The sequence below is a fragment of the Rhodococcus sp. NPDC079359 genome (genome assembly GCF_040702585.1).
GTDB lineage: Bacteria > Actinomycetota > Actinomycetes > Mycobacteriales > Mycobacteriaceae > Rhodococcoides.
Window position 1 is genome coordinate 390,231 of sequence record NZ_JBFBLH010000003.1, and the last position, 16,262, is coordinate 406,492.

Consider the following 16,262-nt stretch of genomic DNA (forward strand, 5'->3'; position numbering starts at 1 on the left):
ACCCGGACGCAGTGCGGCACAGATCCACATATCTGTTGCACCAGTGGCGGTTGCCCGCCCATACGACACTCACGGTCATGACGCCATGCTAACTGTCTGCGGGGGTGCACGGGGATCCAACCCCGGCGGCGCCATCGGCCAGCTCGGGGAAGGGTCGCGGGTCGGGTACGGGGTTCCACCAGCCGGCATCCTCTGCGTAGTGCCAGTTCGGTCCCGATTCGACCAGGGCGGCGAGTGCGTCGACGAGTCGGTCCACATCGGCGAACGAGCTGCCGAGGCCGATGCTGGCCCGAACCGCTCCGGCCGCATGCCCCAGCCTGCTCAGCAGTGGGTGCGCGCAGAACTTCCCGTCCCGCACGCCGATTCCGTGTTCGGCGGAGAGGTACGCGGCGACCTCACCGGGGTCACGTCCGGCGACGGTGAAGGTGACGATGCCGACGCTGTCGGTCGCGTCGGCCCACACCTCGAGCTGCTCGACGCCGTCCAGTGCGGCCAGCCCGTCGCGCAGGCGGGACGACAGTTCGCGCTCGTGCGCCTGCAGCTCGGCATCGTCGAATCCGGCAATGGCCTCGCAGGCCGCGGCCAATGCGGCAACCCCGAGCACGTTGGGGGTGCCCGCCTCGTGCCGCTGCGGTGCAGGAGCCCAATCGGTGTGGTCGATGCGCACGCTACGTACCGCGCCACCGCCGGCCAGGTGTGGCTCACCGAGGTCGAGCCAATCACGCTTGCCCACAAGCACTCCCGCGCCGAACGGGGCGTAGAGCTTGTGTCCGGAGAAGGCGAGGTAGTCCACCCCGAGTGCGGCGATGTCGACCCGCCGATGTGGAACCAGCTGGGCACCGTCCACCGCGATGCGTGCGCCGTGCCGATGCGCCAGTGCCGCGAGTTCAGCGACCGGCAGAACTTCTCCGGTGACGTTCGATGCGCCCGTGATCGCAAGCAGAGCAGCAGGTTTCGCGGCGAGTTCGGCGTCGAGGCGGTCGATGGTCTCGGCCAGGGTCGACGCAGCCACCACCACTCGTCGGTCACGCCACGGAAGCAGGTTCGCGTGGTGTTCGATGTCGAGCACCACGGTCTCACCCGGCACGCATGCGGCCAACAGGTTCAGCGAATCGGTGGTGTTCCGGGTGAACACCACCACCGAATCCGACTGCGCACCAATGAAATCGGCGACGGTCACCCGCGCCTTCTCGTACGCTGCCGTGCAGACCCGTGAGGCGTAGCCGGCACCGCGATGAACACTGGAGTAGAACGGCAGCAGTTCCGCGATCCGATCGGTCACCGCCGTCAAAGCCGGTGCGCTGGCAGCGTAGTCGAAATTGGCGTAGGTGCAGGTGCCGCCCTGCACCAGGGGTACCTGCAGATCCGTGCCCGAAACAGGGGCAAAAGGAGCACAGGGGCGGGAAAGTACAGATGTCATGACAGATCAAGCCCTCACGTTCGAGGGACCCGCAACCGAAGGATGTGGTGAACGAGTCCGCGCTTGCCGCGCCGGTTTTCCGGCATCAGCCTGGTCGTCACCCGGAGCACCCCACCGCGGAGGAGGGTTGCCGACCAGCGAGCCGGGGCTTGACGCTGGTACTCGTGACCGTGGAGAAGACACTGGCAAACCCGCTGCGGTTTTGTCAAGCCGGAACTCACGCGTGGGCAGCAGTAGGATTCCCGCGGTGGGAAGGAGCGCTCGTTCACCTGCTGGCAAACAGAACGTGAGATAACCAACGGCGCTGCTCCCCAGCGGCACAGAGTCCCAGCACCACAGAGTCACTTGCCAACGAACGAGAAGGACGCCCGGTTGTCTGTGCATCAAGAGAACGATCTGCCGGGTTCGAGCGCGGACACCGCGCCTGCACCGGCGGCGTTTCTTCGCTCGTCGCTCGCCCCTCCTGCCCGGACGCTCATCGACGTTCTCCGTGATACCGCTCATCGTTTTCCCGACGCCCCCGCCATCGACGACGGTGCTGTCTCGGTCAGCTACTCCGAGTTGTTGGACGACATCGCCGAGGGCGCGCAGTGGCTCGCCGATGCCGGCGTCAGGCGCGGCGATCGCGTCGGCATCCGCATGCCGTCGGGTTCCTTCTCCCTTTATGTCGCGATCCTGTCCATCCTCGCGGTCGGTGCCGCGTACGTTCCGGTGGACGCGGACGATCCCGAGGAGCGGGCCGAGTTGGTCTTCGGTGAGGCGAAGGTGACGGCCATCGTCACGGCGGGCGGCATCGCCGCCGGTACTGCTCCCAAACAAGACGGCCTTTCCGAGACCGACCCACTGCCGCCGACTCCCGAGGACGACGCGTGGGTCATCTTCACCTCGGGTTCGACGGGCACGCCCAAGGGTGTGGCGGTCAGTCACCGCAATGCGGCGGCGTTCGTCGACGCCGAGGCCCGCATGTTCTTGCAGAAGGATCCACTCGGCCCAGGTGATCGAGTGCTGGCCGGTCTGTCGGTGGCGTTCGACGCGTCGTGCGAGGAGATGTGGCTGGCGTGGCGGCACGGTGCGTGTCTGGTTCCGGCACCCAGGTCGCTGGTGCGGTCAGGTTTCGATCTGGGCCCGTGGCTCGTCTCCCGCGACATCAGTGTCGTCTCGACGGTGCCCACCCTCGCGTCGCTGTGGCCCGCGGTGGCTCTGGAAGCGGTGCGGTTGCTCATCTTCGGCGGCGAGGCGTGCCCGCCGGAACTGGCCGAGCGGCTCGCCGTCGAGGGCCGCGAGGTCTGGAACACGTACGGCCCCACCGAGGCAACGGTCGTCGCGTGCGCGGCGATCATGGACGGGAAGGGGCCCGTCCGCATCGGATTGCCGTTGGACGGATGGGACCTGGCAGTAGTCGATGCGTCGGGCACCCCGGTACAGGTCGGCGAAGTCGGTGAGTTGGTCATCGGCGGCGTCGGACTCGCTCGGTATCTCGATCCGGCCAAGGACGCCGAGAAGTACGCGCCCATGCCCTCTCTGGGGTGGGATCGGGCGTACCGCAGCGGCGATCTGGTCAAGCTCGAGCTCGAAGGGCTCTTGTTCCAGGGTCGCGCCGACGATCAGGTCAAGCTCGGCGGTCGACGCATCGAGCTCGGCGAGATAGACAATGCGCTGCAAGCACTTCCGGGAGTCGGCGGTGCGGCGGCCGCCATCCGCAAGACCGCTGCCGGTAACTCGGTGCTGGTCGGATACCTCGCCAGCACCAATCCAGATTTCGATCTCGAAGCCGCACGCGAATTGCTCGCCGAGCAGTTGCCCGCGGCATTGGTGCCCAGGCTTGCGCTGGTGGACGAGATGCCAACGCGCACTTCGGGCAAGGTCGACCGCAACGCGCTGCCGTGGCCCCTGCCCGGTATGGCGGGCGCGTCTGCGCTCGGCGGCACGGCGGGGTGGGTGGCCGAATTGTGGACCAACATCCTCGGCGCGCAGGTTTCCGACGAGAACGCCGATTTCTTCGCCAACGGCGGCGGTTCGCTGTCGGCCGCTCAGTTGGTGACGGCGTTGCGCGAACGGTTCCCCGAGATCACCGTCGCACAGCTCTACGACCACCCACGGCTGGGTTCACTGGCGCAGTATCTCGACGATCTGAAGCCTGTCGTCGAGGCCGTTCCTCGTGACGTGGCCCCGACGTCGCGTACCGCGCAGTGGGCGCAGATCGCGGCAACGGTTCCGTTGACCACGCTGACCGGATTGCAGTGGGTCACTTGGCTCGGACTGCTGTTCAACGTCATGTCCTGGTTCGGCGACGTGCCCTGGGCCCCGACGCTGTCGTGGTGGTGGGTGCTCGTGGCGTTCGTCCTGTTCATCACTCCGGTCGGCCGGATGGCGATCTCGGTGATCGGCTCTCGCATCCTGCTGGCGGGCTTGAAACCCGGCGCGTATCGACGCGGCGGGAGCATGCACATCAGGCTGTGGGCAGCAACGAGATTGACCGATGCCAGTGGTGCGTCGAACCTTTCGGGCGCACCGTGGATGGTCTACTACGCGCGCGCTCTGGGTGCCAAGATCGGCAAGGGTGTCGACCTGCACACGATGCCGCCGGTCACCGGAATGCTCGAGCTGGGCGACGGCTGTTCCATCGAGCCCGAGGTGGATCTGTCCGGACATTGGATCGACGGAGATCTCGTCTACATCGGCGGCGTCGAGATCGGTGCCGGTGCCACCGTCGGCGCACGGTCGACGCTGTTGCCCGGCACCAAGGTCGGCAAGAACGCCGTCGTCACCGCAGGCTCCGCCGTCGTCGGACGGGTGAAGGCCGGTCAGATGTGGTCCGGTTCGCCGGCTCAGAAGGTCGGCAAGGCCGATCATCCGTGGCCCGCGGAAACGCCACCGCGCGCGACGAAATGGGTGTTCGCGTACGGCGTCGCGTCGCTGTTCCTGTCCGGCATGGCACTGTTCTCGATCGGCGTCAGCCTGGTGCTGATGGGCTGGTGGATTCACACCGCGGACTCCGTGTTCGACGCCTTCGAACGTGGTCTGGTGATGTTGCCCGTCGCGACGATGGTGTCGTTGGCGGTGTTCGCGTTGATCACCGTCGTCGCGGTGCGGTTGCTCAGCATCGGTCTCGTCGGCGGCTACCACCCGGTCCGTAGCCGCATCGGCTGGCAGGTCTGGGCCACCGAACGATTGATGGACTCCGCGCGCACCTTCCTGTTCCCGCTCTACGCGTCACTGCTGACTCCGCATTGGCTGAGGCTCCTCGGCGCGAAGATCGGCAAGGACGTCGAGGCGTCGACGGTGCTGATGATCCCCAAGTTCACCACCGTCGCCGACGGCGCGTTTCTCGCCGACGACACGATGGTCGCCAGCTACGAACTCGGCGGCGGCTGGATGCATCTGGGCGACGCCAAGGTCGGCAAGCGGGCGTTCCTCGGCAACTCCGGTATGACCGGGCCCGGGCGAACCGTCCCGAAGAACGGCCTGGTCGCGGTGCTGTCCGCGACTCCGGACAAGGCGAAGTCCGGCTCGTCGTGGCTCGGCAGTCCGCCGGTGCGGCTGCGTCGGGCCGCCGGTAGTGCGGATTCGTCGCGCACGTTCGATCCGCCCCGCAAGCTCAAGGTCGCCCGGTCGTTCGTCGAGACGTGCCGGTTGATTCCCGTCGTCGTGACGTTCGGCATCGGGCTCGGAGTGCTGTTCACGCTCACCGCCATCGCCGACTCCATCGGGTACTGGTTGGCTGCGTTGCTCAGCGGCGTCGTCCTGCTCGTCGCCGGTTTCGTGGCTGCTGCGGTGTCGGCGTTGGCGAAGTGGTTGTGGGTGGGCCGGATCGGCAAGACCGATCATCCGCTGTGGAGTTCGTTCGTGTGGCGCAACGAGGTGGCAGACACGTTCGTCGAGACCGTTGCCGCGCCGTGGTTCGCGCGCGCCGCCGAGGGCACCGCGGTGCTGAACATGTGGCTGCGGTGGCTCGGTGCGGATATCGGCCGTGGCGTCTGGTGTGAGACGTACTGGCTTCCCGAGGCCGATCTGGTGACGTTGGCCGACGGTGCGACGGTCAACCGAGGGTGCGTTGTGCAGACGCACCTGTTCCATGATCGGATCATGTCCATGGACACGGTCGATCTCGGCAGAGGCGCAACACTGGGACCACACTGTGTCGCGCTGCCTGCATCGGGTATAGGTGATGGAGCGACGGTGGGGCCTGCCTCTCTGGTGATGCGCGGCGATACGGTTCCCGCGCATACTCGCTGGCAGGGCAATCCGATCGCGCCGTGGGCCAAGGGTGATCCCTTTCCGCGTATTCGCGACGACCGAAACGAGGGGTGATCTACCGTGCCGGACAGGCTCGTGGCACCGGTGTTCGACGTCGACTCCAGTGACAATCCGATCGATACGTATCTTCCGCAGAACGGCAACCGCGGCTATCGCGTCTCGCGCTACGAACTCGATCTCGAGTACAAGGTCGAGAGCAACCGGCTGGCGGGTAAGGCGAAGATCACCGCGGTCACCACGGCGACGGTGTCGAAGTTCGCGCTCGATCTCGGTCCGGCGATGAACGTGTCGAAGGTGTCGGTCAACGGATCGCGTTCGGTGAAGTTCAGCCACCAGCGCGGCAAGCTGAAGATCACGCCCGCCAAGCCCATCGCGTCGGGTGCGGCACTGGTGGTGACGGTGGCGTACGGCGGAACCCCCAAGCCCATCAACGGTTTGTGGGGTGAGGTCGGCTGGGAGGAGCTCACCGAGGGCTCGCTCGTCGCCAGCCAACCCAACGGCGCTGCGTCGTGGTTTCCGTGCGACGACCATCCGGTGTCCAAGGCCAGCTACGGCATCACCATCACCACCGATTCCCCGTACTACGCGGTGGCCAACGGAACGTTGGTGCGCAAGCAGACTCGCGCCAGCCGCACCACGTGGGTGTACGAGCAGCCCGAGCCGATGGCCAGCTACCTCGCCACCATCCAGATCGGTCCGTACGAGCATCGCATCGTCAGCCCGGGGCCGGTACCGATGAAGGCGATCACTCCGCCGCGCCTGCGAGCGCAGTTCGATCACGACTTCGGTCGTCAACCGCAGATGATGGATACGTTCGTACGGCTTTATGGCCCTTACCCTTTCGCGTCGTACACCGTGGTGGTGACCGACGACGATCTCGAGATTCCGATCGAGGCGCAGGGCCTATCGATCTTCGGTGCCAATCACTGTTCCGGTTCCCGGTACTACGAGCGCCTGGTGGCGCACGAGCTGGCGCACCAGTGGTTCGGCAATTCGCTCACCCTCGGCAAGTGGGCCGACATCTGGCTGCACGAGGGATTCGCGTGCTACTCGGAGTGGATCTGGGCCGAGAACTCCGGCGGCGCAACGGCTCACGACAAGGCCAAGCGGGCGCACACCATTCAGCGCGGTCTGGCGATGGACCTGCAACTCACCGACCCGGGGCCCGAGCGCATCTTCGACGACCGTGTCTACAAACGCGGCGCACTGGCACTGCATGCAGTGCGGCGCACCATCGGCGACGAGCGATTCTTCGGACTGATCCAGGAATGGACCTCCAAGTACCGCTACTCGACGGTCGCAACCGCGGACTTCACCGACCTCGCCTCCCGCTTCGGTTGCCCCCGAAATCTGTGGGACGCATGGTTGGTGGACAAGCAACTTCCGTCGCTGCCGTAGGTCCCGCGGGCAATCGGCTCCCCAGTTTCGGATACCAGCCTGCAATCGGAGGCCTGAATCCAGGTCTGGGGAGCCGACCCGCCGGTCAGACCCGCCGACGCCGTTTCTGCGCGTAGCCGATGGTCAAGAAGCCCGCCGACATCAACGCGAAAAGATTGATCGGCGACGCGATCGCACGGCCGACACTCGCATCGAGTGCCACGACCTGAAACAGCACCCAACACACGATGACGCCCAGCACCGCGAAAATCGGCCAGGGTCCGGAGTAGTTGTACTTCATGCTCGCTCCTGTCGGACGAGGGATGTGCTCGCTCCACGGTACCCACCGCATCGGCTGTGTCAGCGAACGCCGAGTGACAACACCAAGCCGGCCACGGCGTAGCCGTACATCGCTGCCGTTGCCAATGCTTGACGCCAGAAGCCCGGCGGGAACGACGCCGCCCAGCGTCCCCTGCCGTCCAGTTGCAGATCGCAGGGGAAGTCGCTGATGGCCATGGCCGATCCAGGATTTTTCGAGTGCGCGAGCACCACGCCGGTGGTGAACGGCAGACCCCGAACGAACAGGTGACCGCGCGCTTCCCCGGCCCGGTACCGCACCGTTGATTCGGTGACAATCCCTGTGTACCAACGCCGTTGGACGTTCCAGCCGGTGGCGTGCGCGAGCCGAAGATTGCGGTCACCGCGCAGTGCCGTGTCCACGGTCTCGACGTCGGCGATCAGTCCCCAGCGCAGCATCGACACCCACCAGGCATTCCGTCGGCTGCGAAATACCACTGCACCCAGCAGCACGATCGCGAAGACGTAGGGCACCAGAGCGGGATGCCTCGACCACCACGCAGCCGGCACGATCACCGCGACGAGAAACCAGTACGCCTCACGCCGGTTCCATACTGTGGCACCCGCGATCGCCACCGTCGGAGGCACCCGATGCGGCGGGACCGTGCGCGAGGACTGCAGCATGATGCCGCTGATCCTAGGGCCGAACCGCCCCTACGCGCTCGGCAAGTGCGCAGACGTTTTCGACCGCACCACCAGGCCACACAGTGCCGCCATCACCGCGCCGAAGCCGAAGATGATCGGATACGTGACCACGCCGGGCCATGTCTCGGTCAATGCCGACAGCAGGGCGGGCACCGCGAAGCCCAGGTAGGTCAGCGAATAGAACACCGCGGTGAGGCCGGCGAGATCATCGGGGCCCGCAATGCGTTGCACCTCTTGCAAACCCGAGACCAGCGCCATGCCGTAGCCACACCCCAGCACTGCGGCCGCGATCAGGGCTGCGGCAATGGTCAGCACCGACGCCGCCCACGCCGCGACAGCCATGCCGACAACCAGCAGTGTCAGCGCAACCAGAGCGCCTCGCGCACTGGCGGGAGTGTCGATTCGACGCCCGACAGCCTGAATCGCGAAGCCGGAACCGAGTGCGATCACCGCCATCGCGGCAGACAGGGCGACGGGATAGCCGCCGCCGGGCTCGTCGGCCAGGGCGTCGGCCATCAGTGACGGCAGCACCGCGTAGGCGACGCTGGCGGCACCGAACACCCACGGGGCCAACGGCAGCACGACGAACAAGAACCGTCGATGGGAAGCGGACGGGATCCTCAGGTCGTCGAGCAGCTTCTTGTTCTTGGATACCGCTGTGGCAGTTCGAGTTTCGGGAACCGACAGCATGCCGATACCGGCGACGATGCAGATCAGCACGTGCACGCTGTAGGCGAGGTGCGTCGGCCAGGGTGCCCATTGCGCGAGCACACCGGCCACTCCGGCACCGAGGGCGAAGCCCGCGGTCAGCGACATCGCCGCACGGCGCGCTCCGGCACCGGGTTTGGCGTTGGCGTCGCGGCTCGAGAGTTCCTTGACCCAGCTGCCGCCCACGGCCATACCGATTCCGAGCGCGATACCGCTGAGCACGCGACCACCGAAGAGCAGGTACGCGTTGTCCGGTCCTAGTGCGATCAGAATGGACCCGGCCGCGGCAATTGCCGTAGCGGGCAACATGATCGGGCGTCGACCGAGTCGGTCGGACAGCGGTCCGCAGATCAGCATCGCCGGAATGATGCCCAGGACGTAGGCGAACAGGAACGTATCGACCACCACGGCCGAGAAGCCGTGGTCGAGCCGATACATCACCAACAGTGGCGTGAACTCGTTGCCGCCCCAGGCGACAGCGAACATGCCCGACGCCACCAGTAGCCAACGTCGCGCAGTCGTCTCGATGTCCCGATCGTTCGTGATCGTCTCGCTCATCGTGCTCCCCCTCTGTCCGGTCGTAGGCCGTGCACCCCGAGCATGTGTTGTTCGACGGCCCGCTCGAATCCGTCTGCATCTCCCGCCTCGATCAGGTCGGCGAGTCGGCGATGGTCGTCGACGATGCGGGAGATCTGGCCTGGGTCACGCGTCACCGAGGCTGCGGTCATTCGGCGTTGACGCTCGCGAAGTCCGTCGTAGAACGCGTCGAGCAACGGGTTGCCGCCCGCATGGACGACGGTGCGATGGAAGTCGGCGTCGACGGCGCTGAACTGCGCGGCGGTACCGTCCACGGCCAGCTGCTCTTGTAGCCGCACGTTCTCACGCAGCGCGGACACCACGGATTCGCGGGCTGACGCGTCATCGATGAATGCGCGAACGCTGCCTGCCTCGACGAGTCGACGCGCGTCGACGACGCTCTCGGCCTCACCCACCGCGATCGGCACCACCAGTGCCCCGCGCTTGGGATAGAGCCGCATCCACCCCTCGACCTGCAGACGCAGAAACGCCTCACGTACGGGTGTGCGACTGATCTCGAGCCGGGTGGCGATCTCACCCTCACTGACGAGCTCACCGCCAGGAAGTTCTCCTGAGACGATGAGCTCCTTGACCGTCACATACGCCGTATCGGCGGCAGATTTCGTCTCGGACACAACATAGATACTAGATGCACCTCAACTGTGCACCAATTCGGGACCCGAAGAAGTCCACTCAACGTGACATTGACTACCGAAAAGGCCACCGAACGTCACATTGACTCCCCAGGGGGAGGGCGGTCAGGGCACCCAGTGTCTTGCGGCGATGTCGTCGATCACCGGATCCCCGTCCTGCGCAGCATCGAGTGCTTCGAGGTCGTCGCGCAGTGCGTTCAAGCGTGGGTCATCGCCCTCGGCTTGTTCGGCAGCCGTGCCTCCGTCGTCGGCGAGTTGCGCGAGCAGTTTCGCGCGGACGCGATCCTTCAGCGAGTCGCTCATTCGTCGTCACCCTTCTTGAAGACGCGGCGGGCCGTGGGGATGAGCGCGATGAGCACTCCCAACAGCACGATGATCGAGAAGATTTCCAGCAGCATGTCGGAACTCCTAGTGATGTCAGGTCGGGGCGATCGCGGAGCCCCACGGGGTGTTGCGCACCACGGTGAACACGGTGAGAACGGCGCTCAGGACGATCACCGTCGGGCGGTCGAATCGCGGGAGCTCGAGCGGGCGTCCGGTCCACCGAGCGCGCAGCCACAGCGCCCACACTGCGAGTGCGCCGACGGCAAGGACAACCGCAACCACATTGCTCGACGCGGCCGCCGCGATGTCTCCGCGGGTGAGGTCACCGAGAGCCCGGGTCGTGCCGCATCCGGGGCACCACAATCCGGTCAGGGCGTGAAACGGGCAGGGAAGGTAAACCGAAGTGCGAGGGTCACGAACGTGCAGCAGCACTGCCCCACCGACAGCCGCAGCGGCCACACCGAGGGGTGCGGCGATGCTGCGCGATCGGGTGGGTGCCGTCATGACTACCAGTCCATCACGGTTCCAGCATCCATCAAGGTTCAACGACGATCGTCGCCGTCATGTCCGGATGCGGGGTGCAGTGGTAGGTGAAGGTGCCCGCGGTATCGAAGGTGTGCGTGAACTGTCCGGTCTCCATCAATGCACTTCGGAACGAGTTGTCGTCGGCGACGACGTTGTGGGCCATGCCGCGGTCGGCGAACACCCAAGTGACGGTGTCTCCCACGGAGATCGTCAGCGACTTCGGCGAGTACATCCGATCGGCGACGGTCACCTGGTTCTCGGCAACGGGTTCGGCGGGTGCGGCCGGGGTGGTTGCGGTGGAGCAGGCAGTCAACATGATCATCGATGCCGCGAGCAGTCCGAAAGCCTTCATACCTCCGACGGTACCGAAGGTCTTCATTCCCTCCGGCCGAGGATGTACTGGGCCGTCAGCGCGATCGATCGCTCCGAATCCCGGGACAGTTCCTGCAGTGCCGCGAGCGCTGCCGAGCCCGGAATGCTCGCCAACGCCTGCGTCACTCGCTGTCGCACCACAGAATCGTCGATGCCGTCCATCAACGCCGCCACTATGGAGTCAGCGGATCCCAGCACGCCCAGGGCATCCGCGGCATCCACATCGTTTTTGCCGTCGTGCACCATCGCGATCAGTGTCGGAATGGCGTCGACGACGCCTCGAGTCGCCAGTTCCAGTGCAGCGACCCGCCGGACCTGCTCGTCGTCGTGGACCAGCGACTCGGTCAGTAGTTCGGTGGCATCGGGGTGAGATATCTCGACGACGGTATCCACGGCGCGGCGTCGTACCTCGGGGTCCGAAGAATTCAGGCCCTCCTGCAGCGGCCCGATCGCGTCCCCACCCGACTGAGCGAGGGCCCACCGCAGTGCGCCGGCCACGTTGGTTGCGGGCTCACGCAGCACCGCCTCGGCCTGGACGTCTGCCGGAATGGGTCGATCTCCGACGGAGGACAGCGCCGCCGTCTGCCGCTTCCCGGCACTGACCGACTGCAGATCACTCAGCAGCGCAACGGTGTCGAGTACGTCCTCCCAGTCCGCCGGCCGCGGGTCGCCGATGCGACGCAACCGCGTGAGCAACTCGGTATCCCGAGCGATGCGTTCCTCCGTTCGGGCGGCGAGCTCGTCGACGAGTCCCGAGGCCGCGAAGTTCGGGTCGTCGAGCGCTCGCCCGACATCGTGCAGGGACAACCCGAGCGAACGCAGAGACTCGACGTGGAACAGGCGCCGCACGTCATCCGGCGAGTACTCGCGGTAGCCGGTGCCGCTGCGCGACGTCGGTTGCACCACACCGAGCCTGTCGTAGTGCCGGAGCATGCGCGCACTGACCCCTGACCGCCGCGCCACTTCACCGATCAACATCGTCCTATCTCACCCCGCCGTGTCGACTACGCCAAGGGCATCGGCGCGTTTGGCCTCGAACACGGCGAACCCGGCATCCGGGTCCAGCAGCAGCGCCTCGGTTGCTCGCGCGTGAGCACGAACAGCAGCATCCTTGCTCGACGCGGCCTCCCGCAGCATCGGCTCGATCACCGACCCCAGTGCCACCAGAGCGCGGCTCAGACTTCGCTGGACGTCGTGCCCACCTCGGCCGAGTTGGGTGGACAGCATTGTCGCCAATGCTGATTCACTTCCTGCCGGCACCAGAACCACTGCGGCTCGCCATGCGCTTCGGGCCACTTCGTCGTCCGGATCAACAAGCACGGAAGAGGTGATCGCCTCCCACGCCGACTCGTCCTTGATTTTCGACAACGTGTGTAGCGCCTGGCTGCGTGCCTGCGCGCCGCCCGATCTCACCTCCTCGATCAACCGCGGAACCGTCGCCGACGCGGGAAGTCGAATCAGCGCCCACGTCAACATCTCTCGCACCTGAAAATCCGGTTCGACGGCGCTCCGCTGCACCAGCGCGTCGAGAAACTGCAGGTTCGGCGTGGTGCCAATATCGAACGCGGCTCGAAGCCGAACCGAAGAAGCGTGGTGCCGAAGTAGTTCGTTCATGGCCGTCAGCCAAGACCTTGTCACGATGTGAAGGTCAACCCCGAGTCAACACATCGGCGAGTGTTCGGTTCATCGTGTTCAGTGCGCGCACCGCACCCCGCAGCGGACCGGGCGCGTTGGTGGAGGTGAGCAGCACGTCCAATACCGTTGTCTCGGTGATCTTCTCCGGCGGCTCGACGTGATTTCCGGCAACGGCTGCCTCGACGTGACGCACAGTGTCGCGCACCAGCGCCGCCGCGTCGCGTAGTGCCTGGGCAGTCTCGGCCGTCGGAGCCGTTCCCGCGTCGGCGCGGGAGGCCAGCACACCCGCGCGGGCCAGAGCATGAGCAGATCGGCCGCTGACTGCCAGCACTCGCAACAGTCGTTTCGCGCCTCGCCTGCTGCGGGTCGTCGGCCCGAGCACCAGCGGCTTTCCGGCCGTCACTACATCCTTCAAGGCATTGTCGAGCGTGCGCGTCGACGCCACCAGGTCGGTCCCTTCGCCCGGAGCGATGACCGATTCCACGCTCGATTCGATCAACGTATCCAGCTGTTCGAGGTACGTATCGACCTTGTTCACCAATGTCTTTCGAGTACTCGTCGAGAAGATGAAGTAGGCGGAGACCATACCGACCACGCCGCCGACGGCGGTCTCGACGATCCGAAGCTCGAGCACCTCGATACTGAAGGTGCCCAGTAGCCCGTAGAGCATCGCGAGCAGAATGGTGACGAAGAACGACAGCAGCGCATACGCCACCGTCACAAGATAGAACGCGAAGAAGACACAGACGACGATCAGCACCAGCTGCAGGGGTTGATTGTTGCCCACCAGTGCGGCTATCACCACCCCGGCGAGCACACCCGCGATGGTCCCGAGGACGCGTTGGCCTGCGCGCGTGAGGATTTCACCCCGCGTCGACGCCCCCGTGAACACCAGGAACGCCGTCAGTACGGCCCAGTACCAACGGTCGGGTGAGACCAGTTCACCCAGCACGGTCGCCGCGCTGGTGGCGACGGCCACCTGGATGGCAGCCTTGGTGCTGGGGTCGAGTCCGCTCGGCGTGTCCTTCACCGCCGCCTCGGACGGCTCCACAGCGGCGGTCGCCGACACCGAGACGGCATTGGTGGTGATGTGATGAATAGCAATGTGCGCCTGCACAGCTCGTTGCGCCGAGACCGTGGCAATCCCCGCGAGGGTGGACGGGTCGGCGCGCTCGGCTGCTGTGGACGCCAACCGACGGGCCGCGCGCAGCTGCTCCGCGGACGGTGTGTTCTGCAGAACCGACCCCAGTGCCGTGGTCGCCTGCCCCAGCGCTGTCGGCCAGGGTTTCGCGGGATCCAGAGCCCACAGTGAGCTGACGAGCTGCTCGGTGGCGATCTGGGCGTCGAACACGCGGAGCGACAGATCGGTACTCGTGACGCTGAGCAGTTTCCCGGCATCGTGTCGGTCGAGCCAGTCGTCGATCAGCAGCGCCGTGTTGCCGAGTCGATCGAGTCTGCGGCGCACCAGGTTCAGGTCGCGACTTTCCCCTGCCGACGCCGCCTCGAGCACCGACACCGAGACCGCCCGCATGGCGAACAGCAGCCGACGAACCTCCACGATCGGCCGATCCGGGAAGATGACCGCTCGCACGAACAAGGCGATCACCAAGCCGCCGAGGATCGCAGCGACGAGCATCGGCAGCTGTCCCGGGCTCGCGCGCAGAAACAGCGCGAAGAAGTACGAGATGAACGCGACCATCCCCAGTGCCGTGCCGCGGGGACCGAACCTGCGCACCCACACGGCCGCGAACAACACCACGATGAATCCGACGTCGGCCACCTTGCCGAGCTCGGAGAGCAGCGCCGCCAACGTCACTGCCGCCGATGCCGGCAGCGCCATCAGCGCGGTGGTGATCAACCGACTGTGCTGGTCCTTGTCCTTCACCGCCGCCGACGCCTGCATCGCCACGACGGTTCCGAGCATCGCCACTGTCACCGGCTGCCCGATGGCGCGCGTAATCAGCACCAGCGTCACCATCGCCAGCAGTACCGTCAGCGTCGTCGCCGACGCACCGCGCAGCCGTACCTGTCCCGGATCCGAGGCGTCGAGGATTCGGGCGAGGCGGTTCATTCCCCCGATTCTGCGCTACGGCTCAACCCCGTGCCGCCCGGATCGCCGGGGCCGACGAATGCGGCAGCAATCGGCTCATGTCCGATGGCATGACCAGTTCGACGGTCGCAGATTCGTCCAGTCGGTACGGCTGCGTGGAGATGATGCCGGCGAGGTGTTTGCGCAGCCGCGACATCTCGGCCCGCACGGTGATGGCACGTCCGTCGTCGCCGAACAGGTCGGCGGCCATTTGCGACGCGGTTCGCCCCTGCCGATGCGTGGCGAGAAGGTACAGAATTTCGGCGTGCCGGGGCGTCGGCTCGTGGGTCCACTCACCCACCTCGCTGCGCACTTCGATGCGAGGTTTCTGCGAATTGCGTAGGTCGATGCGAATTCTCGTCGATCCGACATCGGCGACGCCGGAATCCATCGTGCTGGTGGGTCGGACGAGCCAGCCACCGGGCAGGGGCTCGAAGTCGCACACGCCGAGGGTCGGCAGCCAGAAGCGTCCGGTCGCCAGATCCTCGGGCAACAGGATGCGATTACGCAGCGCCACCGATTCGACAGCCGCGACCCAACCGTTCGCGTCCACCGCGAGGGCCGGGGACTGCAGGCGCGCGAGCATCGGTGCGGCCACCGAACGCAGTCGATCGAGGGTGCTCCGATGAAGTTCCCGCAGTTGAGATTCCGCCAACCGTGCGACGGCGTCGACGAGTGCGATGGTGGTGGGGTGGACCGTCTTCGCCGGGCCGCTGACGTCGATGGCTCCCAGCACCTGGCCGGTTCGCGGATCACGGATGGGCGCACCGGCGCACGTCCACGAATGGTGGCTGCGCACATAGTGTTCGGCCGAGAAGATCTGCACCGCGCGCCGGGAGACCAGCGCGGTGCCGATGGCATTGGTGCCCACCGAGTCCTCGGCCCAGTTGGCACCCTCCACGAAGCCGAGGTCGTCGGCGCGGTCGAGTACCGCCGTCGATCCGCTGCGCCACAGCACCCGGCCGTGCCGATCGGCGACGACGAGGATGTTGTCGCCGTCCTGCACCACCGATTCCAGGCCGCGGGCCAAATCGTCGAGGATGTCGAACAGCCCCGATTCCCGACGGCTCAGCTCGAGATCGGAGACGTCCATCTGCGTCTCGGCGGGGTTGCCCAGTTCCGGGTCGATGCCCAGGGTCTGCAACCGTCGCCACGAGTCCCCGATGACCTCGCGGGGACGTGCAGGCGACTTGCCGCCGGTCATGGTCGCGTCGTACACGGCAGTGAGAATCTGCGCGTAGCGGCGCGGGTCTTCGCCGGCCGCCAGCGCAGGTTCAGGACCTGTCGACTGCGTCATCACAGTCAATTGTGCTCCAGCTCACAG

The 16,262-nt window shown here is 66.2% G+C and carries 14 protein-coding genes and 1 riboswitch; of the genes, 2 read left to right on the forward strand and 12 right to left on the reverse strand.

Annotated features, from left to right (window positions below; translation table 11 throughout):
• Nucleotides 1–88 precede the first annotated feature (88 nt).
• Nucleotides 89–1,420, reverse strand: coding sequence for an aminotransferase class V-fold PLP-dependent enzyme (locus AB0362_RS10195; RefSeq protein WP_317809621.1), 1,332 nt, complete (start codon nt 1,418–1,420; stop codon nt 89–91).
• Nucleotides 1,421–1,474: 54 nt separating this feature from the next.
• A riboswitch (SAM riboswitch) is annotated at nt 1,475–1,590 on the reverse strand.
• A gap of 208 nt (nt 1,591–1,798) precedes the next feature.
• Between AB0362_RS10195 and AB0362_RS10200 the strand changes: the two genes are divergently transcribed.
• A complete protein-coding gene (locus AB0362_RS10200) occupies nt 1,799–5,731 on the forward strand; it encodes a Pls/PosA family non-ribosomal peptide synthetase (protein WP_317549835.1) in 3,933 nt (1,310 codons plus the stop codon).
• Between the two features lie 6 nt (nt 5,732–5,737).
• Nucleotides 5,738–7,075: a M1 family metallopeptidase gene (locus AB0362_RS10205; RefSeq protein ID WP_149406444.1), complete on the forward strand. Its 1,338-nt coding sequence runs from the start codon at nt 5,738–5,740 to the stop codon at nt 7,073–7,075.
• Between the two features lie 85 nt (nt 7,076–7,160).
• Here the strand turns inward: AB0362_RS10205 and AB0362_RS10210 are convergent, their stop codons facing one another.
• From AB0362_RS10210 to AB0362_RS10260, 11 genes are all read right to left on the reverse strand, one after another.
• Entirely contained in the window at nt 7,161–7,355 is a 195-nt protein-coding gene (locus AB0362_RS10210) for a hypothetical protein (protein ID WP_094640899.1), read from the reverse strand.
• Nucleotides 7,356–7,414: 59 nt separating this feature from the next.
• Entirely contained in the window at nt 7,415–8,035 is a 621-nt protein-coding gene (locus tag AB0362_RS10215; RefSeq protein ID WP_317809620.1) for a hypothetical protein, read from the reverse strand.
• 30 nt (nt 8,036–8,065) lie between these two features.
• Entirely contained in the window at nt 8,066–9,322 is a 1,257-nt protein-coding gene (locus AB0362_RS10220; protein ID WP_269595918.1) for an MFS transporter, read from the reverse strand.
• Nucleotides 9,319–9,975 (reverse strand): GntR family transcriptional regulator, encoded by a 657-nt coding sequence (locus tag AB0362_RS10225; RefSeq protein ID WP_317809619.1) that lies wholly within the window; start codon nt 9,973–9,975, stop codon nt 9,319–9,321. The genes AB0362_RS10220 and AB0362_RS10225 overlap by 4 nt, the downstream gene beginning before the upstream one ends.
• Before the next feature lie 123 nt (nt 9,976–10,098).
• Entirely contained in the window at nt 10,099–10,296 is a 198-nt protein-coding gene (locus AB0362_RS10230; RefSeq protein WP_094640895.1) for a hypothetical protein, read from the reverse strand.
• Nucleotides 10,297–10,410: 114 nt separating this feature from the next.
• Entirely contained in the window at nt 10,411–10,821 is a 411-nt protein-coding gene (locus tag AB0362_RS10235; RefSeq protein WP_317809618.1) for a DUF2752 domain-containing protein, read from the reverse strand.
• A gap of 31 nt (nt 10,822–10,852) precedes the next feature.
• The gene (locus AB0362_RS10240) at nt 10,853–11,194 is read right to left on the reverse strand and encodes a plastocyanin/azurin family copper-binding protein (protein WP_269596638.1); all 342 of its coding nucleotides are present in this window, start codon (nt 11,192–11,194) and stop codon (nt 10,853–10,855) included.
• A 23-nt stretch (nt 11,195–11,217) separates the two neighbouring features.
• Nucleotides 11,218–12,192, reverse strand: coding sequence for a HEAT repeat domain-containing protein (locus tag AB0362_RS10245; RefSeq protein WP_366235538.1), 975 nt, complete (start codon nt 12,190–12,192; stop codon nt 11,218–11,220).
• A 9-nt stretch (nt 12,193–12,201) separates the two neighbouring features.
• Nucleotides 12,202–12,828, reverse strand: coding sequence for a HEAT repeat domain-containing protein (locus AB0362_RS10250; RefSeq protein ID WP_317809617.1), 627 nt, complete (start codon nt 12,826–12,828; stop codon nt 12,202–12,204).
• Between the two features lie 34 nt (nt 12,829–12,862).
• On the reverse strand, nt 12,863–14,920 hold the full coding sequence (locus AB0362_RS10255; RefSeq protein WP_317809616.1) for an FUSC family protein: 2,058 nt from the start codon (nt 14,918–14,920) through the stop codon (nt 12,863–12,865).
• A gap of 22 nt (nt 14,921–14,942) precedes the next feature.
• A complete protein-coding gene (locus tag AB0362_RS10260; RefSeq protein ID WP_068053582.1) occupies nt 14,943–16,235 on the reverse strand; it encodes a GAF domain-containing protein in 1,293 nt (430 codons plus the stop codon).
• Between the last annotated feature and the right edge of the window lie 27 nt (nt 16,236–16,262).